The 22,136-nt window shown below is 38.7% G+C and carries 19 protein-coding genes and 1 other annotated feature; of the genes, 13 read left to right on the top strand and 6 right to left on the bottom strand.

The features are described 5' to 3' along the window. Window positions 1–146: 146 nt before the first annotated feature. On the bottom strand, window positions 147–809 hold the full coding sequence (locus tag EUBHAL_RS03265) for a YoaK family protein (protein WP_005344836.1): 663 nt from the start codon (window positions 807–809) through the stop codon (window positions 147–149). A gap of 289 nt (window positions 810–1,098) precedes the next feature. On the opposite strand from EUBHAL_RS03265, the gene mnmA reads away from it, so the two are divergent. Then, window positions 1,099–2,163: a tRNA 2-thiouridine(34) synthase MnmA gene (gene mnmA / locus EUBHAL_RS03260; RefSeq protein ID WP_005344830.1), complete on the top strand. Its 1,065-nt coding sequence runs from the start codon at window positions 1,099–1,101 to the stop codon at window positions 2,161–2,163. A gap of 868 nt (window positions 2,164–3,031) precedes the next feature. On the opposite strand, the gene EUBHAL_RS03250 is transcribed toward mnmA, so the two are convergent. Together EUBHAL_RS03250 and EUBHAL_RS03245 are read right to left on the bottom strand one after the other, a co-directional pair. Further along, window positions 3,032–4,396, bottom strand: a complete 1,365-nt coding sequence (locus EUBHAL_RS03250; protein ID WP_005344827.1) for a L,D-transpeptidase family protein — start codon at window positions 4,394–4,396, stop codon at window positions 3,032–3,034. A gap of 330 nt (window positions 4,397–4,726) precedes the next feature. Next, window positions 4,727–5,596: a PHP domain-containing protein gene (locus EUBHAL_RS03245; RefSeq protein WP_005344825.1), complete on the bottom strand. Its 870-nt coding sequence runs from the start codon at window positions 5,594–5,596 to the stop codon at window positions 4,727–4,729. Window positions 5,597–5,837: 241 nt separating this feature from the next. On the opposite strand from EUBHAL_RS03245, the gene EUBHAL_RS03240 reads away from it, so the two are divergent. After that, window positions 5,838–9,950: a hypothetical protein gene (locus EUBHAL_RS03240; protein ID WP_005344824.1), complete on the top strand. Its 4,113-nt coding sequence runs from the start codon at window positions 5,838–5,840 to the stop codon at window positions 9,948–9,950. Between the two features lie 143 nt (window positions 9,951–10,093). Here EUBHAL_RS03240 and EUBHAL_RS03235 read toward each other — a convergent pair whose 3' ends face one another. Next, entirely contained in the window at window positions 10,094–11,425 is a 1,332-nt protein-coding gene (locus tag EUBHAL_RS03235; protein WP_022170217.1) for an LCP family protein, read from the bottom strand. A gap of 94 nt (window positions 11,426–11,519) precedes the next feature. Beyond that, a complete protein-coding gene (locus EUBHAL_RS03230) occupies window positions 11,520–12,935 on the bottom strand; it encodes an undecaprenyl-phosphate glucose phosphotransferase (protein WP_005344820.1) in 1,416 nt (471 codons plus the stop codon). A 260-nt stretch (window positions 12,936–13,195) separates the two neighbouring features. Between EUBHAL_RS03230 and EUBHAL_RS03225 the strand changes: the two genes are divergently transcribed. Next, window positions 13,196–14,920 (top strand): S1C family serine protease, encoded by a 1,725-nt coding sequence (locus EUBHAL_RS03225; RefSeq protein ID WP_005344819.1) that lies wholly within the window; start codon window positions 13,196–13,198, stop codon window positions 14,918–14,920. A gap of 76 nt (window positions 14,921–14,996) precedes the next feature. Here the strand turns inward: EUBHAL_RS03225 and EUBHAL_RS16680 are convergent, their stop codons facing one another. Further along, the gene (locus EUBHAL_RS16680; protein WP_308806073.1) at window positions 14,997–15,128 is read right to left on the bottom strand and encodes a DUF6783 domain-containing protein; all 132 of its coding nucleotides are present in this window, start codon (window positions 15,126–15,128) and stop codon (window positions 14,997–14,999) included. Between EUBHAL_RS16680 and EUBHAL_RS16675 the strand changes: the two genes are divergently transcribed. From EUBHAL_RS16675 to EUBHAL_RS03185, 10 genes are all read left to right on the top strand, one after another. Further along, the gene (locus tag EUBHAL_RS16675) at window positions 15,072–15,269 is read left to right on the top strand and encodes a DUF6783 domain-containing protein (protein WP_081452252.1); all 198 of its coding nucleotides are present in this window, start codon (window positions 15,072–15,074) and stop codon (window positions 15,267–15,269) included. The two genes, EUBHAL_RS16680 and EUBHAL_RS16675, sit on opposite strands and share 57 nt — an antisense overlap. 124 nt (window positions 15,270–15,393) lie before the next feature. Beyond that, window positions 15,394–15,537, top strand: a sequence feature (ribosomal protein L10 leader region). Window positions 15,538–15,590: 53 nt separating this feature from the next. After that, window positions 15,591–16,109 (top strand): 50S ribosomal protein L10, encoded by a 519-nt coding sequence (gene rplJ, locus EUBHAL_RS03220; protein ID WP_005344817.1) that lies wholly within the window; start codon window positions 15,591–15,593, stop codon window positions 16,107–16,109. 37 nt (window positions 16,110–16,146) lie between these two features. Further along, window positions 16,147–16,512, top strand: coding sequence for a 50S ribosomal protein L7/L12 (gene rplL / locus EUBHAL_RS03215; protein WP_022170219.1), 366 nt, complete (start codon window positions 16,147–16,149; stop codon window positions 16,510–16,512). Between the two features lie 83 nt (window positions 16,513–16,595). Continuing rightward, on the top strand, window positions 16,596–17,744 hold the full coding sequence (gene rlmD, locus EUBHAL_RS03210; protein ID WP_005344815.1) for a 23S rRNA (uracil(1939)-C(5))-methyltransferase RlmD: 1,149 nt from the start codon (window positions 16,596–16,598) through the stop codon (window positions 17,742–17,744). Window positions 17,745–17,828: 84 nt separating this feature from the next. Beyond that, window positions 17,829–18,560: a TraX family protein gene (locus EUBHAL_RS03205; RefSeq protein WP_022169484.1), complete on the top strand. Its 732-nt coding sequence runs from the start codon at window positions 17,829–17,831 to the stop codon at window positions 18,558–18,560. 72 nt (window positions 18,561–18,632) lie between these two features. Then, entirely contained in the window at window positions 18,633–18,737 is a 105-nt protein-coding gene (locus EUBHAL_RS17165; RefSeq protein WP_349096636.1) for a DUF6783 domain-containing protein, read from the top strand. A 76-nt stretch (window positions 18,738–18,813) separates the two neighbouring features. Then, entirely contained in the window at window positions 18,814–19,890 is a 1,077-nt protein-coding gene (locus EUBHAL_RS03200) for a lysylphosphatidylglycerol synthase transmembrane domain-containing protein (RefSeq protein ID WP_005344811.1), read from the top strand. Next, window positions 19,868–20,578, top strand: coding sequence for a CDP-alcohol phosphatidyltransferase family protein (locus EUBHAL_RS03195; RefSeq protein ID WP_005344809.1), 711 nt, complete (start codon window positions 19,868–19,870; stop codon window positions 20,576–20,578). The genes EUBHAL_RS03200 and EUBHAL_RS03195 overlap by 23 nt, the downstream gene beginning before the upstream one ends. Window positions 20,579–20,684: 106 nt before the next feature. After that, window positions 20,685–21,518 carry a phosphatidylserine decarboxylase gene (locus EUBHAL_RS03190; protein ID WP_005344808.1) on the top strand — a complete coding sequence of 278 codons (834 nt, stop codon included), beginning with the start codon at window positions 20,685–20,687 and terminating at the stop codon, window positions 21,516–21,518. Then, window positions 21,487–22,136, top strand: a 650-nt coding sequence (locus EUBHAL_RS03185) for a phosphatase PAP2 family protein (protein WP_005344800.1), incomplete at its 3' end; no start/stop codon positions are given. The genes EUBHAL_RS03190 and EUBHAL_RS03185, both read left to right, overlap by 32 nt.

Genomic DNA, 22,136 nt, shown 5'->3' with positions numbered 1-22,136 from the left:
ATAATTGCATCATGACCTTAAAAAACATAACACAACCGTGGGACACACGGGGATAGCTCGCATATGCTTAGCACGGTAGTGCTATCGAACGAGAACCAAACTTGCCGAGGATGGGAAGCCCCAACCTCTACAGGTGGGGGAGGATGTCACTCTTCATCTCTGGTGATAAACATCATTATAAATGCCAACAACAGCAATACGGAAGATATAAGGATTGCCCGTTCATGGAAGTATTTAATACACTGGTTTCCGATGATCGCCCCGCAGATAAAGCAAAGAATAATTCCGTAATAGAGAAGCCCTTTTTCAAGAGCTTCTCTTTTTTTTGTCTGGAAGAACGTGTAAATATTCTGTGTGCCGCTTCGCAAGTTTCCGATGCACATAGTAGTAGCGATACCATTTCCATGAATTTTACGAAAACTTTCTACCTGAATGCCACAGGCGAGGGAAGTTAAGCTATTTGCAAGAAGGTTATGACTTTGTGGGAGAAAGCTTACGATAGTAAGAATAATAGCCTCTGCCACAACAGAAATCTGCCGCCAATGCAAATGACTTCCTATTCCTGAATTTCGGACAATGTCTGCAAGTGCGATTCCAAAGGTAAAAGCAAGAACAGGGCAAAGGTAGCGGATAGCTGCAGGAATATTTCCTTCAGAAAGATGGACACCGAGAAGGAGCATATTTCCCGTCTGGGCATTTGCAAATACCTCGCCTCTGCCGATATAGGAATAGGCATCCATAAAGCCGCCGGATAGCGCAAGCAGGATACCAAGTTCTATGGATTCTGAAATTTGGACTTTTTTATTCAAACAAAAAACCTTCTTTCTATCTATAAGTGTGATTTACAAGTTCTATACACAATATCTTCAAAAAAATTGTGGATAGACGCAGTGCTTTGGGAAAATATTGTGGATAACTTTATAAAATTTGCATGATTTACAAAAAATAATTCAAAAGATGCCGTAATGATTATAGTGGGAATGAGACTGTTTGTCAATTAGAATATCTTTACTTTCAAATGGTAGAATGTTATCATAGTAGCTGTTGACCAAGGAAACATCTACATGATTTTTTCATTAAAAATATAGGAGGATTGCAATGGCAAAGAAAGCATTAATCGCTATGAGTGGTGGTGTTGATTCATCAGTAGCAGCATACCTTATGAAAGAGGCAGGATATGATTGTATTGGTGTGACAATGAAGCTTTATGATAATGAAGATATTGGAATGGCAAGGGAGAAAACCTGTTGTTCTTTAAGTGATATTGAGGATGCCAGAAGCGTGTGTGTTAAACTGGGAATCCCATATTATGTATTTAATTTTAAAGATGATTTTAAGGAAAAAGTTATTGATAATTTTATTTCCTGTTATCAGAATGGAATGACACCGAATCCCTGCATCGAGTGTAATCGTCATTTAAAATTTGAGCATTTATATAAGAGAGCGAAGGTATTACATTGTGATGTTATCGTAACGGGTCATTATGCAAAAATCACACACGATGAGCAGGGATATCATCTGTTAAAAGGTGTCGATGACAGCAAGGATCAGAGCTATGTACTGTATTCTCTTACACAGGAACAGCTTGCCAATACATGTTTCCCTTTGGGAGATTACAGCAAGACAGAAATTCGTAAGATTGCAGAAGAACAGGGATTTTTCAATGCCCATAAGCACGATAGTCAGGACATCTGCTTTATTCCAGATGGAGATTATATGTCATTTATCGAGAAAACAACGGGCAAAAAGAGCGAGCCGGGAGACTTCGTAAATCAGGAAGGCGAAGTAGTCGGTAGGCACAAGGGCTACTATGGCTATACTATCGGACAGAGAAAAGGTCTCGGCATATCCGCACCAAAGCCATACTATGTAACAGAAATCCGCCCGGAAGAGAATAAAGTCATCGTCGGAAGCAATGAAGACTTATTTAAGACTGATTTAATTGCAAATGACTTCAACTGGATAGAGAACTTAGCGGAGGACGAAGTCGCTAAGGCAAGAATCCGCTATCACCAGACAGAAAAAGAAGCAACCGCCAGGAAAAATTCAGATGGAACAGTAGACATTCATTTCTTAGAACCACAGCGTGCGATTACCAAAGGCCAGGCAGTAGTCCTGTATAGGGATAACCACGTAGTGGGGGGAGGAACAATCATAAAATAATTTTTGATTTGCCGCAGGCAAAGGAGACGCATCCCAAGAGAAAAGAAATCTGTGGTCGGATTGCCAGAAGAATTTAGAAAAGAGTCAGTAAAAAATTACCCCATTTTGTTCCGTTGTGCTAAACGTTCCATTTTGCCCAATAAAACAGAAACTTCGGAGAAACGAATCCGAAGTTTCTATGGTCAAAATTCCACAGCACAAAGTCACAAAATGGGGTGATTTTTTACTGACTCTTCTTCTCGTATTCTTCTGGCAATCCGACCACAGATTTCTTCACTCTCGGGGAGCTGTGCTTTGGTTGGGGCAGAATCAGAATATTATGTTAGATAATTTTGAGATTTTTCAAAAGGTTATGGCTTTCCAGAAAATGAATACTAAAGATTGACATATAAGTGATTGCTATGATATCACAGCAATTTTACAATAATAAATTAAGTTGTCTTTTATCTATTTTGCAGAATTAAAGTAAGCAGGCGTTTTCAAAATTTTTAAGCCGGATTGCACAGAAAAAATTGAAAAAGAATGGGTTCACTATAAGATTGAATTTTATTCCTTTGCGCTGTGGAGTTCTGACTGTAACCTCACGAGATTGTTTTTGAGCAAGGTTGTTTTATCAGGCAGAATGGAACATTTAGCGCGACAGAACAAAATCAAACTTATAATGAACCCCTTCTTTTTAGATATCTAAGATAATCTGGCAACAGCCAAAGACAGCTCCCAACGAGAGAAGCCATCCTATATTTGTGGCCTTAGAGCAAGGATTGAATGCGAGTATGTAAGCGAACATTCAACCCGTAGTGATAGAGTCACAAATATAGGATGGCTTCTCTCGTTGGGAGCGTCTCCCCTGCCTGCGGCAACCCAGAGCTTAATAAGAAATTACCGTAGTATTCGCTGGCATATATTTCCAGATATAATATGCATCGGAGTCCATCAGACGCACACATCCATTAGATGCTGGTTTACCAATTGTAGCATCTGCATACACCGTGCTTGCAATTGGAAATTTATGATGATTCTGGCTGCTGCCGGATGGGTAACGGTGTACTCTGGTGTGGAAAGAGTTTCTTCCACAATAATGAGTTATGTATTCTTCATAAGTATTAACATAATACCAGCCATTTTCCTTCTGACCAATGCGGAAAGTTCCATGGGGAGAACGGGTATTATAGTTTCCGGAGGCGCAAGGGAACGATTTAATTAATTTCCAATTGTTCTTTCGACCCTGAAAAATGCTGACTTCCTGTGTATAATGACTGACCCAGATTAAATAGCTGGTTTTGCTGGAATACTTTTTAACATAAGCAAGTTTTTGAGCAGTAGAATATTTGGATGTTGTGTAGTTGCATTTGAAAGCGCGAAGACTTCCTGTAGTGAGGTAGTAGGTCTTTCCTTTATAGAGAATCTCGCTTCTCTTATATTTGGTATTACGTCCGATTAAATCAACGGTTACACCGCTGCTTAATGTTTTAACAACTTTTTTAGAAGTCCAGGAACGGTAAAGAGAAACTTTCTTGGTTGTCTTGCAGAAGTAAGTCATCGTTCTTATTGTTTTTAATGGTGAAAGTAAAGTGTTAGGGGTACAGCTTACAGTAGCTCCTGTTGAAGAAGTATAATTCTTTCCATTAATCGTTGTGTAAGGTTTTACCATAAAAGTAATACTTGAAGCGCCGCTTGTAATGGAAGTCTGATAAGTGGAGCGGGTGGTGTTTGCTAAAAGAGTGTAGCGGCTGCCCTTTTTTTTATATACACTGTAACCGCTTGCGTTATAAAGTGTGTTCCATTTTAAGTTGAGACGGCTATTGCTTGCGTAGACAGATAATCCAGTTACATTCTGTGAAATGGTTACGGGAATCGTAGCAGAGAGCTTTCTGGAAACTGTTTTTGCGTTAGGAGCGAATGCTTTTACAGTAAATGTGTAGGTCTGGCCTTCATTTAACTGATTAAATGTATAAGTTCCGGCTTTTTTAAACTTAACAGAACGTCCATCGGAACAAAAGAGTTTATATTTATTAGCTCCAGTGACGGCTTTCCATGTGATTTGTGCACTTTTATATCCTGGTGTAACAGTAAAATAAGGTGCTTTCAGTGAGACGGCTTCGGTTGAACTGGTTGTGCTCTGGCTTTTGACCGTTGTCTGACTTGCATTCAGAGAAACTGCCGGATAAGTGCAAAGCCCGAAGAATAAAAGGGCTGAAGCGACAGAAAGACAGAGTTTATTTGTTATTTTCATGAAAAATCTCCTCTCTCATAGTATTAATGGTCATTGATAATTTACTATCTGACTAATATAACAAATCCTGCTACCAGAAGTCAAGGAGATGGATTTACTATTTAATTCAAACAAAATTCAGCCAAAGCCCTCTGTTTCCATCCCCCGAATCTCTCCAACCATTATTTTAATTCAACTAAAAACAGCCAAAGACAGCCCCGGAAGAGAAACGCTATCCTATATTTGTGGCCTTAGAGCAAGGATTGAATGGGAGCCAGTAAGCGAACATTCAACCCGCAGTGATAGAGTCACAAATATAGGATAGCGTTTCTCTTCCGGGGCGTCTGTCGCTTAACGAATTAAACTAGCCAAAAATTCTGGGAGAATACTTTCTGGTACTTCCATTTCTCCCTGTCCTTTAAATAAGGAAATATGTGGTTTGTTCTGACCGTGGAAGTCTGTTCCGCCTGTTTTAAGAAGACCCCACTGTTTGGCAAGACCAGCAACATATTCCTGTTCAACAGGAGTGTAAGTGTTATAGTAAGCTTCAATTCCAACAAGGCCGGCTTCTTTTAATTCGCGGACCAGAGTTTCTTTTTTGGCGGAATCTAACTTTTTATAGAACATAAGGTGTGCAAGAACAGGGACACCGCCACTGTTTTTGATTAGTTCGATTGCTTCCTGCGGAGTAGGCATGATACGTTCCACATAGCAGCATCTTCCCTCTGCAAGATATTTATCAAATGCTTCTTGAACAGAAGAAACATATTTCTTTTTCATAAGAAGCTTTGCGATATGTGGGCGGGCGATTGTTTCGCCTGGCTTATCTGGTTTGATTTCGTCCATGGAAATCTTAAAGCCCTGTTCCTGAAGTTTCTCAATAATTTTTGCATTACGTCCGTCACGGCTTTCACGACAAACGGCAAGGCGTTCTAAGAGAGCCTTATTTTTTGTGTCGATGTTATAGCCAAGAACATGAATTTCTACTCCGTGATAGTCTGTAGAAATCTCTACACCAGAGATGGCAGTAAGTCGTTCTTTATGTTTGGCAGCAGCTTTCTGAAATTCTTCTGTGCCAGCAACTGTATCGTGATCGGTAAGAGCAATTACAACAGGATTTTTATCACCAGCAAGTTTTAGGGCATCATTTATAATTTCTGTTGGGGAAAATGTACCATCAGAAGCAGTAGAATGAATATGTAAATCAATATAAGTTTTCAAAATGTACTCCTTTCATGCAATAATCAATCAAGTATCTATAATATTCTATATCTAGTATCGCAGAATTAGTTAAAAAAATCAATGTCTATGACAATTATTTATATGAATTGAAAGAAAGTGATGGAAAATGTGTAATAATGCAATACTTGTTTGTAATAATTGCATAAAGGTGTTAGAATATCTTTATTGAGAATGAGAAGCTAAACAGGCAGACAGAACATGTAACGGAGGTTAATCTATAATGGAAGATATGATGAAAGCGTTGTTGGATGTGGTGAGAGCACAGCACACTGCAACAGAAGGAAGCGAAGAAAGACCATTTGATATTAATGATATTATTGATATGGCGCTGAATATTACCGGGAGACCAGAAGAACCAGAGGAACAGCAGGAACTTTCTGATACGATTCAGAAGCTGGCAGAATCTCTGGCACCAGATATTTTCCCACCGAAGACATTTGAGGAGATGGATGATTCCGAGCAGGCAGCTTCTGCAGTGAATATGATAGAGGAACGGTTAAGAAATGGTGGCAGAAGAAGAGAGACAGCAGCCCCACAGTCACAACAGGAAATGACTCCGCAGCAGAATAGTTTACAGATGCAGAGTGAGTCACATGAGGAGAATCCTTTTGCACAGGTAATGGAGAATGAAAATGCGAATATTCAGCAACAGTCAGAAACTGCAGATGGATATGGAAATATGGCATCCACAGACAGTGGTGCGTCCGAAGATTATGGTAATGGCAGTTCTTACGATATGTTTGGACAAGACGATGTAAATCATCAGGAAGCGGCGAATCTTAATGATTTGATCTATAATAATTTTATGCAGATGATGGGATTAAATGATCCTAAGGTAGAATATCCATTTGACCGTTCTCAGATTCGATATGGAAGGGAAAAGACAGCGACGGAAATGCTTGCAGAAGATGAGGCCAACAAGGCAGAAGAGAGAGCATTAGAAGAGCAGAGAAGAAGGCCAGTTTCAGCCTGGGAACTTGCACAGTCAGCTGTGGATAAGGATGAGGAAGCACATCAGAAAGAGGAATATGAACCTAAAGAGATGAAGATGCCAGAAACCAAATCAGCTTCTCAGTTAGCCGCAGAAGCAATCGCGAAGGCCAAAGAAGAGGATCAGATGAAGCTTGAGGCAGAAAAGAGAGCAGAACGTCTTATGGAAGAGGCAAGAAAGCGCGGAAAAGATCCGATGGAATTTGCACTTCATCAGCAGGAAATTTTAAATTATATGGAAAAGAACAGTGATGAACTCGTTTCTTTTGAAGATTATGAAGATTTATCACCAGAGGAAAAATTAGAGATAGAGAAAGAACTTTATCGGGAAAAACAGATTGAAGCGGGAGTGGCTCCAGAAGATATCAGTGATGAGTTACCAGATGAGATTCTGGAACAGTCTGGAATCGCACCAGATCAGACAGCAGGAGAGCAGAATAGTCAGGAGTCTGCCGGACAGGGAGATGGAACAACAGCACAGCAAACCAGCCAATCACAGGGAATGCCGGCATTTTCAGATGATATGCTTCGTATGATTAGTCAGGAAGTAGTACAGGAAAATGCAGAGATGATTCTGGCTGAAGATGCCAATGCAGACTTAGGATTAATTAACGAGACGATTTTCGAAAACTTGAAAAATCTAATGAGTCAGACTGGCGGAGCTGTGACGCAGGAAGATATGGAATCTTTGATCGGAGAAGTTATTTCCAGAAATACGTCTTCTGACTCAGAAGAAAAACAAGAAACTTTGGCGCAGACGGAAACAGGTACTACAGCTGAAACGGCACCGATGGCATTTGAAGGCGAAAGTGCAGGCAGTGCTGTTGGAAGTGGAATGGCAGGAACGAGGGAACCAGCAGTGGAAAGTTCACAGTCAGAATCACAGAGCCAGCCAATGTCAGCGGTAGAACTTGCCAGGGCAGCACAGCAGGCAGCTAAGCCAGAGCCACAGGAAGCCAGAGAAACAAAGTCAGCAGTAGAACTTGCAAAAGAGGCACAAGAAAACGCAGTACAGAAGAAGGCTGAACCAATATCGGAGACAGAGGAAGAACTGAGCGAGGATGATTTAAACTTTGATGAATTAGATTTAGAAGAGGAGTCCGAAGAAAGTCAAAGTCCTTCCATTGAAGAATTAAAGGCACAGCTTAAGGCAGCGGAAGAAGCATTGGCAGCAGAGCAGTTAAAAGCGGCACAGAAAGCCGGGAAAGCAGAGGAAGAGAAGAAATCAGAAGAAATTCCGAAAGAGGAAGAAGCAACAGAACAGCCGATGGAAGAGAGTGCATCAACAGCCGGGGAACAGACAGCAACAGAAGAAAGTTCTGAGATAACCCCTGCGCCGACAGCAGAAGAAGTACAAGAACAGCCTGAGTATTCTGAAGTTTCAGAAAAAGAAGCGGAAGAATTTGAATATGTTGATCCGGGCGAATTAGTTCTTGGAGACCACACACAGGCAGAGATAGATGAAGCTTTGGATAATCTGGCATCTCTTGGCCTGGAGGGTGAAGTCTATGAGCGTGCAAAAAGAATGCTCTTACTGGAACTTGCTGGTTCAGAAGTAGCACTTGATGCATGGCTTGAAGAACAGGAAAATGGCAAGAAGAAAAAGGCAGCGGTATCCGCGTTAGATACAGAAGAAGATGCTCTTGAAGATTTAGAAGATTTAGATGAAGATGACCTCGAGCGAGAATTAGAACTTGCTATGGATGAAGACTTTATTGAGGAAGATTTAGAAGAACCTGCAAATGAAGAAACTTTAGAAGAAAGCAGTCAGGACAAATCTGAAGAAACAGAAAAAGAGGCAGTTTCTGAGGAGAATTTAGAAGAAAACTCTGCAGAAAAAACGGAGGACGAATCTGATAAGACGGAAGGTGCCGAAGATGTATCAGAACAGCCAGAAAGTATTTTAAAAGAAGCTTCTGAGGAAGAAATAAGCAGTGAAGAGGAAAACTCTGAGGAAGAAGAGGGAGAGACCTCAGAGGCAGCTCAGGAAGAAGCAGCAAATAAGGAGTTCTCTGAGACAGAAGAAGAGGCAGCAAATAGAGAATACTCTGAGACAGAAGAGAAAGAGGCAGCAAATAGTGAGTGCTCTGAGACAGAGGAAAAAGAGATAGCAAATAAGGGAGTTTCTAAGAAAATAGAGAAAGAAGCAGAATACAAGGAAGCAGAATACATTTCTGAATCAGAAGACACAATTCAGGTAGAAAAAACAAGACCGGAAAAGGCAGAGAGGACATCTTCACAGACGAAGAAGCCTGCACACAGTGAGAGAACATCACATTCCAGAAAACACAAGAATATTGTAAAACGTAAGGAAAAAACAGCTCCAGAAAAAGAAGAAAGAGAATTTAGCGCAGTAGTTCTAACAGGAAAGAATGTCGAAGAAAAAGAATTCCAGGTAAGTGTCCGCAATCCATTTGTTCTCAAAAACTCTGCAAGCTTTATGGATAAATTTGAAGAGTATATTGTAGATACACAGGAAAACAGAAAGTTAAGCACAGGATTCAAACGTTTAGATGCAATGCTCCGCTATGGCCTTCATAAAGGAAGTTACTTTGTAGATGCTACACCTCAGTATTTAAAGAACGGATTTATGCAGCAGATAGCCGACCGGGCAGCAGAAAGCGGTGTAGATGTACTTTATATTTCAACAGAGCTTACCCGCTATGACCTTATGGTAGATACTATCTCTCGTCTCAGCTATGAAATGAATAAAAAAGATGAAGAAAAAGCAGTATCCTCTATGGCAATCATGACAGGAGAAAAAGGCGCAGATATTCGTTCTTTAAAAGATGAATTGAATTGGTACAGAGGACGAATCAGTGAACATCTTTTTGTACTTGATCAGGAAGCAGTGTCTGAATATGTAGAAAATATGGAAGATGCCTCCGCAGGAGATATATTAGCAGAACTTATTCGTTCCATCGTAACAGAGGGAGCACATAAGCCAGTGGTATTTATTGATAATATTGAAAATATACTCTCAGTAGAAGATTCTGAGGATATGAAACCGCTCATGGATGGAATCCGTAAACTTGCAAAAGAACTGGGAATTCCGATTATTATGTCCTACGGATATGCACCAGCAGAAAGTGAAAATGAGCTTGACCCAGATGAAATCGAATATCACAAATCATTAGGAAATATGTGTGATGTATATCTTGAACTCAAATATGCAGATATGATAACAGAGGATTATGAAGAATTAACAGAAGATGATATTCAGGAAATGGTAGAAAACGGTGAAATGCTTCTTATTAACGTACAACTTCATAAAAATAGAAGAACAATGAAAGCATCCTGTCAGATACAGGCAACACCGAAGTTTAATTATTACGAAGAATAGTGATTTGCCGTAAGCAAATAGACGAAACACCAAAGAGAAGATATCCTATATCTGTGACTTTAGTCGCGGCGGTTTGAATGCTCGCTTATGCGCTTGCATCCAAACCTTGCTCCGAGGCCACAGATATAGGGTATTATATGGCGCTATTCCGTAATCCCAATATAATCCGTTACAACCTTAATCTTCGCACTGATCTTCTGAAGCTCTTCTGTTGGTTTATAATCTTTCGTACCAAAGAGATATTCGTGTGCTTTTTTTACATTTGTCTGGGCTGTAATTGGAAAACCGTAATAGATGCCGTTATATCGTTCATCTTCAGATTTAAAAGGATAAGCCTGCGAATCTTCTATCTTACAACGTGCCATGGAAAGAGTCAGCTTTGTGAGAGCGTCATTAGAGAGGCTCGTTTTACACTGTGGAAGAACAGTACTGATTAACTTTCCAAGTTTTAGCGGCTGTTTTTTAGCTGTATTCATAATACCTTCAAGAACAAGTCGCTGATGGTTAGCTCTTGCGTGATCTCCGCCTTCCATGTAGCGGATACGAGAGTAGGCAACAGCCTGATTACCATCGAAGGTATAAGTTCCGGTTTTTTCAAACTTCGGAGAATTTCCACCATTAATATGATTCATATTACCAATATAATCATTTAAATTCTGTAATTCTTTTTCGGAATTAATGGTCAATGGAATGCCGCCAAGCACATCAACAGCATCGGCTAGTGCTTTAAAGTTAACTGTGGCGAAATCTGTGATATTTAAATCCAGGTTACGGTTAATTGTGCGAAGGGCAAGTTCTGGTCCGCCATAAGAATATGCTGCATTAATCTTATCGTATTCGCCATCAATACTTACATAGGTATCACGGTAAATAGACATCAATTTTACCTTTTTGGTTGATTTATTGATGCTGGCAATGATGATACAGTCGGTACGGGAACCTTTATCTTTAATTTTATTATCCTGACTATCAACGCCAAAAAGAGCAATATTTTGATAATCTTTTATATTAGCATCCGTATCATTTACAGTTACACTTGTTTTATCTAAAGGATATTTTTCTATTTTGGAGAATGCACCTTTTAATGAGAAACGGAATGCAAAAACCGCCCCGGCAATTAAAAGAATGATTAAAAGAAGGAAGGGAAAACATCCCCGTTTTTTCTTTTTTTTACGTTCATGATAAGTTAAAGCTCGTCCGCCAGAAGTCTGCCGCTTTTGAGACTTTGTATCAGGCTTGTTCTGGGAAGAGGACTTCTTTGTTGATGGTTTGCCAGAATTTTTTATAGAAGAACCAGAGGAATGATATCCTGTACCGGAAGAACTTCGAAGCAGGCCATCAGTATTCAATGTGGAATGTGTATGATGGTCGTGAGAAGTTTCGAAATTATTCTGAGAACTTCGTCTGCCGCCTGTGCTGGAATAGTTATATTTGTTTTCAATGTTATCTTTACTATATATTGAACCATATTTCATAAAATATGCCTCCATTCTGTCATAGGTACTTCTGGAAATTTAATAGGTTTATGGAATGTTTCGGAGAGTACATTCATTAGTTAAAAAATCTGTGTTAGTAAGCATTTTTATTGACAAATCCTTTAAATACAGTAAGAAATAGAATCTTAATATCAAAAGATAATGTCCAGTTTTCAATATAAAAAATGTCATGTTCAATTCGTCCCTCAATGGATGTGTCTCCACGGAAGCCGCAAACTTGTGCCCATCCTGTCATACCGGGACGTACCTGATGCTTTATCATATAACGAGGAATCTCCTCTTTAAATTTCTCAACGAAAAGAGGTCGTTCTGGCCGTGGACCAATGAGACTCATATCACCCTTTAATACATTAAATAACTGTGGCAGTTCGTCAAGACTGGTCTTACGGATAATTCTTCCCACGGGAGTGACCCGGGGATCGTTGTGTACTGTCCAGGCCTTTTGTTCCTTAGAGGCAGACTGTACTCCCATCGATCGGAACTTGTACATTTTAAAAGGTTTATTATGAAGACCGACTCGTTCCTGACAGAAAATAATTGGTCCTGGGGAACTCTTTTTAACGAGAACAGCAACAACAGCCATAATCGGTGAAAAGAGAATGATACAAACGATAGAACCAATAATGTCCACAAGACGTTTGATACATTTGTTTACAGTATTTGTAAGCGGAACATTACGGATGTTGATAACCGGAAGTCCGTTCAAATCCTCAGTAACTGGGTTAGTAGAAATAAATTTATAATAATCTGGAACAAACTTTGTATGCACACCAGACTTTTCGCAGATAGCAACCATATCTCCCAGTTTATAATACTCTTTCAAGCTGAGTGCGATTGCCACCTCATCCATAGAAGTGTTCTGAAGAAACTTTTCTACATCCTTTAACTTACCAATGCAAAAAGTATTGCGGTAAGAAAAGTCAGCCTTGAGATTATCATCGAAAATACCGTGAATGGTGTAGCCCCACTGTGGGTTTGACTTAATACGGTCGATGTAGGCTTCGGCTGCTGCACTGAAACCAATAACAACAACATGTTTAAGATTAAATCCCTTTCTGCGAGTTCTTTCTAATGCATAACGGATTGCCGCCCTTTCAGCAATGGTAAGAAGCATGGAAAGAACATAGAACATTAACTGAAGACTTCGTGAAACATGGGGAATCTTCATAAAGATTATATATATAAAGAAGAAAACCATTCCAATGGAATTCGCCTTAATGAGATTCGCATACTCTGAAGTCCTATTTTGAAATCTTTTTGGTTTATATAAATTAAACTTTGCATATAAAATAAGGTATACAGGAATCAGAACAAGAAGTATACCCTGATATTGCCACAACTGCCGCCAGTAACCAAAACGAGGAAAAATGTCTTTAAAAAGAGGGCATATATATCGAATATAGTAACTAAGACAAAAGGAACAATAAATAACCAGTGCATCAAGAACGACGTGGAACCGGTTAAGATATTTTTGATTCTCTTTAATCATAAAAGTGTACCTCCATCACCCAAAAGGGATATATATATGGAAAAAAGGGCGTAATATACCTCTTACTGGGATAATTTTCTAACTTATTATACAATAGAATAGGGCATTCCACAAGGTTATTTCTTTTCCTGCTTTTACGAAAAAAGTGTGAAAAAGCTGCAAAATCAGTAGAAATCCATAAATTTGCCATAAATACAACACAAATTTATCACACATCGTTGCTAAGATAAGGTTACAAACTTAGGAAAGGGGATAACATTATGAACGAATTTGAAAATGGATTCCATAATGAGAATTTAGAGAACAACAGGATAAATAACCAGGAAAACAACAGTCAGCAAGTAGCTATAGATGTAACACCGATTGAGGAATCGGTAACACAGGAGAATACAGAGAGTCATAGATATTCTTACAGAGAACAAGGTACAGGTGGCAGTTCCTATCAGTATGACAATGGAAATAATTGCAACGATACTTATAATAATTCTTATAGCAGCCACGGATGGAGAGATGAGAGTACTTATAATAATGAAAATTATTATGGGAATATCCCGCCGGAACCTGATAAGAGACGCAGACAGAGAAAGAATGGCAGTAAAAATAATAAGAACGGAATGGGTAAGAAAGCCGCCAAGTTAGTTGCATCTGCAGCAGTATTTGGTCTTGTAGCGGGAGCCTGCTTTGTAGGAGTGTCCGTAGCAAAAGATAAATTATATCCTTCTACAGCAGATCGAATTGAAACAACATCGGGAACAACAAGTGCAAAGAGCGAGACATCATCAAGCGGCTCAAGCAGCTCCAGCAGTAATGTAGCAAGTGTAGTTAATGAAGTGATGCCATCTGTTGTATCTATTACAAGTACAATTCAGTCTTCCAATTATTATGGCTTTGGTACACAGGAATCAGAAGGAGCAGGTTCAGGATTTATCGTTGCAAAGACAAAAGATAATCTTATGATCGCAACAAATAATCATGTAGTATCCGATGCCACTTCCCTCACCGTAGGATTTGTAGATGATACAACAGCAAAAGCTACAGTTGTAGGAACAGATTCCAGTGCAGACCTTGCAGTTATTTCTGTAAAGATAAAGGATATCAAAGACTCTACAGCATCAAAGATTAAAGTTGCAACACTTGGAAGTTCTGATGATTTAAAAGTAGGAGAAGAAGTAGTAGCAATCGGTAATGCATTGGGATATGGACAGTCCGTTACAACAGGTGTAGTCAGTGCAAAGAACAGAGAAGTATCTTTAACAGATGGAACAATGAATCTTCTTCAGACAGATGCCGCAATCAACCCTGGTAACAGTGGTGGTGTACTTATTAATATGGATGGTCAGGTTGTAGGTATCAACAATGCGAAGTTAGAAGATACATCCGTAGAAGGTATGGGATATGCGATTCCTATCACTACAGCTAAAACTATCTTAACAGATTTAATGAATGCCAACAGCGTAAGCACAAAAGATGCTGCATTCCTTGGAGTCGTAGGCCGTGACATTAATGAATCTTATTCCAGCGCACTTGGAATCCCTAGCGGAATCTATGTATCACAGGTAGTCAGCGGATCACCAGCAGAAAAAGCAGGAATCTCTGCAGGCGATGTCATTACCAAGTTTGAGGGTAACAACGTATCTACAATGTCCGGCTTAAAAGAAAAACTGGCACTGAAAAAAGCTAATACAAAAGTAAAAATCACATTTAAGAGAGCAAACCAGAGCGGAACATACGAGGAAAAGACCGTTACAGTAACTCTTGGTAAAAAGAGTGATTTCAGTGATGTAACAACAGATAACTCCAGCGATTCCAGCAATGATTCCAATAATAACTCCAATAATGGAAATAATAATGGAAACAGCAATGGCAACTCTGGTAATAGCAATGGAAATTCCGGAGACTATGGTTATGGCAATGGAAATTTTGGAAATGACAATGGCAATGGATATATAAATCCATATGAATATTTCTTCGGAAATAACTATTAATTTACCATTTAATTCGGAAGCTGTCTTTGGATGATTTTTAGATGAATTGAATTTAATCATAGTCCAAAACAGCAATCTACAAATCCCTCCCTTGATAGCAGGTGATAGCATAACCATGGTCAGTGCATTTTTGCAACGGCCTAGAGCGTGTTTGAAAAATCATTCCTGCAACCTGCACGCCCCAATTTGCGGTATATTTTGCCTTCATTCAGTTGACGTAGCCCGCTACGCCGCCCTCATTCAGGCGAAATCTCCCCTAAATTGTAACGCACATCTTGCAGAAAGCATTTTTCAAACACGCTCTAATACAGAAAAACTTTATACAATATTATATAAAAATGTGCCTTAGAACAAGCTCTTAATGCGATTGAGCATTAAGAGTGCAGTGATACGAAGCATTTTATATAATATTGTATAAAGTTTTTCGTCTGTTTTTTAAAAAAACACTTGACATCTCTTCATACCCATGATATCATACCAAAGTATGAACGCCGAAGACAGCAGGCGCCGTAAGGCATAAAGTGAGAACACCTGCCGAGGAAGTTATATTCAGATAATTTTATTCTTAGAATATTTCTGCTCTTTGTCTTTGGACAGAGAGTTTTTTTATTTCATCGAAAGATGAACTGACGGCGGTACACACAAATATTTAAGGAGGTGCACCAGGAAGATGGCTAAAGTAGAATTAAAACAGCCTATTGTTGACGAGATTAAGGCTCAGCTTGACGGAGCTAAATCTATGGTAGTTGTAGATTACCGTGGAATTTCCGTAGCTGATGTAACAGAACTTCGTAAACAGTGTCGTGAAGCAGGTGTTGTTTATAAAGTTTATAAGAACACTATGGTAAAACGTGCTGTAGAAGGTACAGAATTCGAAGGCGTTGTAAAAGATTTGGAAGGAACAAACGCATTTGCAATTTCCAAAGATGATGCAACAGCTCCAGCAAGAATCGTTGCTAACTTTATTAAGAAAGCAAAATGCTGTGAGTTAAAGAGCGGTGTTGTAGAAGGTACTTACTACGATGCAGCAGGTATTGCAACAATCGCAACTATCCCATCAAGAGACGAACTTATCGCAAAATTCATGGGAAGCATTCAGTCCCCAATTACAAACTTTGCCCGCGTAATCAAACAGATCGCAGAGCAGAAAGATGGTGGAGCTGCAGAATCCGAAGCAGCAGCTGAATAATTAATATTATAATATAAGATTTATGGAGGGAAATAAGATGACAACTCAGGAAATTATTGAAGTTATTAAAGGTTTATCCGTATTAGAATTAAATGATTTAGTAAAAGCTTGTGAAGAAGAATTTGGTGTATCCGCAGCAGCAGGTGTTGTAGTTGCAGCAGGAGCAGGTGCTGGAGAAGCAGCAGAAGAAAAGACTGAATTCGATGTTGAGTTAACAGAAGTTGGCGGACAGAAAGTTAAAGTTATCAAAGTTGTTCGTGAAATCACAGGTTTAGGATTAAAAGAAGCTAAGGCTGTAGTTGATGGTGCTCCTAAGGCAATCAAAGAAGCAGTTTCTAAAGAAGAAGCTGAAGACATCAAGAAACAGTTAGAAGAAGTTGGAGCAAAAGTTACAGTTAAATAATTGTAGTTTTCCAATATTTAATTTCTTGAACGAACGCTCGGAGGGTGTAAGCTCTCCGAGCTTTTTTTGTTGGAGGTATAATAATGAGTAAAAAGTGCCCTTATGAAAAAAAATGTGGTGGCTGCCAGTATATTGACCTGCCATATGAAGAACAGTTAAAGAAGAAACAGAAAAATACAAATAAGCTTTTAAAAAGTTTTGGAAAGGTAAAGCCGATTATTGGAATGAAAGATCCGTGGCATTACCGTAATAAAGTACATGGAGTTGTAGCAGGAGACCGCCACGGCAACTGCTTTACAGGGATTTATGAGAACCGTAGCCATCGTGTTATTCGTGTCGATTCCTGTCTGATTGAGAATCAGAAAGCGGATGAAATCATGAATACAGTAACTTCCCTTATGAAGTCTTTTAAGATGCGTCCATATAATGAAGATACTGGCTATGGATTTTTGCGCCACATTTTAGTTCGTACCGGTTATCATACTGGTCAGATTATGGTTGTATTAGTTACAGCATCTCCAGTATTTCCATCCAAAAATAATTTTGTAAAAGCACTTCGAAAAGAACATCCGGAAATCACAACAATTATTGCAAATGTAAATAACAGAAATACTAGCATGGTTCTTGGGGATAAGCAGCAGATTCTTTATGGAAAAGGCTATATTGAGGATGTGCTTTGCGGCAAGACATTCCGCATTTCTCCGAAGTCATTTTATCAGGTAAATCCAATTCAGACCGAAGTTCTTTATAATAAGGCGATTGAATTTGCAGGACTTACCGGAAAAGAAAGAGTTATTGATGCGTACAGTGGAATTGGCACAATTGGAATGGTCGCAAGTGATAACGCAGGAGAAGTCATTTCTGTAGAATTAAATGGAGATGCGGTCCGCGATGCTGTCTTCAATGCAAAGCAGAACAAAGTAAAAAATATTCGTTTTTATAAAGATGATGCAGGAGATTTTATGGTAAAAATGGCATCACACAAGGAAAAAGCTGATGTTGTCTTTATGGATCCCCCACGTTCCGGAAGCGATAAGAAGTTCTTAGATTCCCTGCTTCGCTTAAGACCAAAGAAAGTGGTTTACATTTCCTGCAATCCGGAAACACTTGCCCGAGACTTAAAGCACCTTACAGGAAATGGATACCGTATAAAAGAGATTCAGCCAGTAGATATGTTTCCTTCCACCGGCCATGTAGAAGCTGTTTGTTTACTATCAAGAAGAGAGAAATAGTACGAAAACAAAGCGTATTTCTGTTTTTTACTAACACTCACGAGTACCTTTATAGTTGTCCATAAGATGAGGATAGGAGGAATCATGGAAGTAAGGAAACGATTTGAAAATGATAAATTAAAAAAACTTCAGATTTTTAATGGGGCACAGTTAAAATATATAGCATTTATATCCATGCTGATAGATCATGTAAACAATGCGTTGATAACCCCTTTTCTAAATGGGAAGGGATTTTTATTACATTTATCTAATCTTTTTTCAATTCTGGGCAGGATTGCATTTCCTATTTTTGTGTTTTTTATTGTAGAAGGATTTTTTAAGACCAGTAACAGGAAGAAGTATCTTATAACGCTTTTGCTATTTGGTGTGATATCTGAAGTTCCGTTTGACATGTTTACATCAAAAGTATTCTTTGATCCATATTGGAATAACATCATGTTTACTTTAGCATTATGTCTTATTACAATTTGGATTATTGATGCTGTAAAAGCAAAGATTAGCAATAAAGTTTTGTGGTATAGTATCTCAATCGTTGTTGTAGGGATTTCGTGTGCAGTAGCGATGGCGCTCAGTCTGGATTATGATTATCATGCGATTATTGTTGCATACATTTTTTATATTTTTTATGATAAACCAATACTTGGAGCGGGATTGGGCTATCTTTCGATTATTAAAGAGTTATATTCTTGCTTGGGATTTGCTATGACAGTAACATATAACGGTGAAAGAGGAAGGCAAAATAAATGGATAAATTATCTTTTTTATCCGGTTCATATTTTAATATTAGGTATTCTGCGTTTTTACTTAAATATTTAAAAATCTTTAGAAATATTTAGTAGGAAAGAAAACAGGGGTATGTTATAGTTATAACTAGAGCGTGTTTGAAAAATCATTCCCGCAAATTGTGATGCACATCTTGCAGAAAGCATTTTTCAAACACGCTCTAGTGTTAAGACTTACACAAACAAAAAGAGGAATATTTCACAAGAATAACAGGCAGGTTTTACATGCATTTGATTTGGAGTTATAGGGATAGTTATAGGGAAAGATACATAAGAAACACATATTTATGAAAGAAAAAAGTATAATTCAACAGAACTTAAAGAAAATAATTGGTGTTATTGTGGTTTCTGTTTTTGCCATAATAACGATTTATACGGTGTTTCAGGGGAGCGGCATCTCTTTGAACGAACTGACGGCAAGTTTAAAAGAGGCATCCTGGGAAGGTATTTTGCTGGCATCGGTAAGTATGCTTGGTTTTATTTATTTTGAAGGGGAAGCATTAAGAGTTCTTGTCCGGCATATGGGATATCCGGCAAAGAGAAGCCATGGCTTTGTTTATTCGGCGGCAGATGTGTATTTTTCTGCAATTACGCCATCTGCTTCAGGAGGACAGCCGGCAAGTGCATATTTTATGCTGAAGGATGGAATAGCAGGAACAGCAGTTATGGCTGCGCTGCTACTGAATCTTATTATGTATACCCTTGCGATTTTGACGATCGGGCTGGTAGATATTTTGATTTTTCCGGAAGTTTTTCTGAATTTCAGTATCGGGTGTCGAGTGCTGATCGTGGCAGGTGGTTTAGCTTTAGCAGGGCTTGGGATTATCTTTTATCTTCTGCTGAGAAGGCAGGCATTGATCGAATCTGTCGGTACCTTTTTTGTCCGGATTTTACGGATGATTCATTGTGGGAGGCTTGCAGATAAGTTAGAAAAGAAACTGGAAGTTTCTATCGAGAAGTATAGTAGTCTTGTGGATGTGATTTTTGATGGAAAGAGAATGTTATGGAAGGTGTATATCCTGAATCTGTTACAGAGATTGTCGCAGATTATCGTAACACTTTTTTCCTTTGCAGCATTGCATGGAGATTTACGCAAGCTTCCACAGTTATTAGCAACACAGATTTATGTTGTTATGGGTTCAAACTGTGTCCCGATTCCGGGAGGAATGGGAGTGACAGATTATCTGATGTTGAAAGGATATCAGCAGCTTATGAGCAGGGAAGCCGCATTTCAGCTTGAAATGCTTAGCAGAGGCCTGTCTTTTTATGTCTGTATCTTTGTAAGTCTGACTGCAGTTTTGATAGGATATGTAACGATTAAGAGAAAAAAGAAATTGGAGAATGAAAATGATAGGATTTTATGATTACACAGTGATACTTACTTATTTGTCACTGATGTCGGGAACAATAGGAATTATGCTTTGTCTAAATGGGATGGGGCATCCATACCTTGGTATGTTTTTTCTGCTTTTTTCCGGACTGTGTGATACATTTGATGGAAAAGTAGCCAGAAGCAAAAAAGACCGCACAACACAGATGAAAAAATTTGGCATTCAGATAGATTCATTGTCAGATTTGATAGCTTTTGGTATGCTGCCGGCATGTATAGGAATCGCAATGCTTCGCTATACGATGTGTATTCCTGATTTATCTGGAGTGACCCGCTATTTGCTCACGCACTATACTTTACAGACACAGATTGTTTTAAGCCTGATTGCTGTTTTGTATGTACTTGCTGCAATGATTCGCCTGGCCTATTTTAACGTGATGGAAGAAGAAGACCAGAACAGAGATGAGACAGGAGCCAAAATTTATACAGGCTTACCAGTAACGTCTGCAGCATTAATTTTTCCAGCAGTACTGCTTATACATATGCTTATTCGTGCAGACCTGACATTTTTGTATTTTGGAGTTATGTTGATTACAGGCGGCCTGTTTATTTCAAAAATACAGATTAAAAAGCCGCAGAATAAGGGAATCGCTACTATGATTTTCTTTGGTGCGGTAGAGTGCGTTGTTTTGATTTTTGCGTTGAAATTTTTGAAAAAGTAAAGTTTTCATATAAACATTTAAACTTTGTAGTATTTTATGAGAATACTATGGAAATTTTTGTACATAAATTTTAAGAATTAAGAGATTACAGACAGGAGATTTACATATGACTATCCTAGAATTTTTATATAATACAGTTCCAGGAAGATTTCTTTTAAAACCGTTAACCGGCCCACGGCTTTCTCGTATCTGTGGGCATTTTTTAGATTCTGAATTGTCGTCATTTCTCATTCAACCATTTGTAAAGCAAAATGCAATCCAATTATCAGATTATGAAACAACAGATATAAAAAGTTTTAATGATTTTTTCTCAAGGAAAATAAAACAGGGCAAGCGTCCGATAGATATGGAGGAAAATCATTTAATCGCACCATGTGACGGTCTATTATCTGTCTGGAAAATAAAAGAGAATACCGTTTTTCCTGTAAAGCAGAGCCATTATACAATTTCCTCTCTGTTGCACAGCAAAAAGCTGGCACAGCGTTATCATGGGGGATACTGCCTTGTATACCGTTTGTGTGTAAATCACTATCATAGATATTGTTATGTGGATTCCGGGCAAAAGAGTAGAAACTTTTTTATTCCAGGACGTTTACATACGGTAAGACCCGTTGCCCTCCGGGAAGTTCCTGTATTTACTGAGAATAGCAGAGAATATACATTAATTCGGACAGAAAAGTTTGGCACAGTAGTACAGATGGAAGTTGGCGCAATGCTTGTTGGGCGGATTGTCAATCATGAAGAAAAAGGAAGTACCATAAGAGGAAAGGAAAAAGGATATTTTCAATATGGAGGTTCTACAATTATCGTACTGATTGAGCCAGAACAAGTTCAGATACGCGAGGACATTTTACAAAGTTCTGCACTGACAAAAGAAGTGCCCGTCAAGATGGGGGAGGTCATTGGTCATGCACTCGAACATAAAAGAACGATTCAATAATTTACTGCCAAAGTATGCAATCCTGCCGATTATCGCAGCTTTACTCATAAATAACTGTATCTACATAGGTGCAGCACAACTTCGAAACCACTTATCTTTTTACTCACTGGCAATCTCGCTAGATGAAAAGATTCCACTGTTGACACCATTTGTCATATTTTATGTACTGGCATATGTCCAGTGGGCATTGAATTACATATTAATTGGCAGAGACAGCAAAAAACTGTGCTATCAGTTTGTACTTGGAGATATTCTTTCCAAAGTCATCTGTCTATTCTTCTTTATATTGTTTCCAACCACATTAACCCGGCCGGAAATTACAGGAACAGATATATTCAGTCAGCTTGTTCGCTTTATTTACTCTGTAGATGCTCCCGTCAACCTATTTCCGTCTATTCACTGTTTAGAGAGCTGGTGCTGCATACGTGCCGCCTACAAAATGAATTTCAAAACAGAAAAGAGAACCAACTATTATCGAGTGGCAACGATTCTTATGTCACTGGGGATATTTGCATCGACATTATTTATAAAACAACATGTAATTGCAGATGTATTTGGGGGAATTGCAGCTTTCGAAATTGGAATGATTTTGGCAAAAATTCTGATTTGTGAGGATGC

This window comes from Anaerobutyricum hallii DSM 3353, from assembly GCF_000173975.1.
GTDB lineage: Bacteria > Bacillota > Clostridia > Lachnospirales > Lachnospiraceae > Anaerobutyricum > Anaerobutyricum hallii.
Note: the sequence above shows the minus strand (reverse complement) of the source record. Positions and strands in the feature narration are given on the sequence as shown.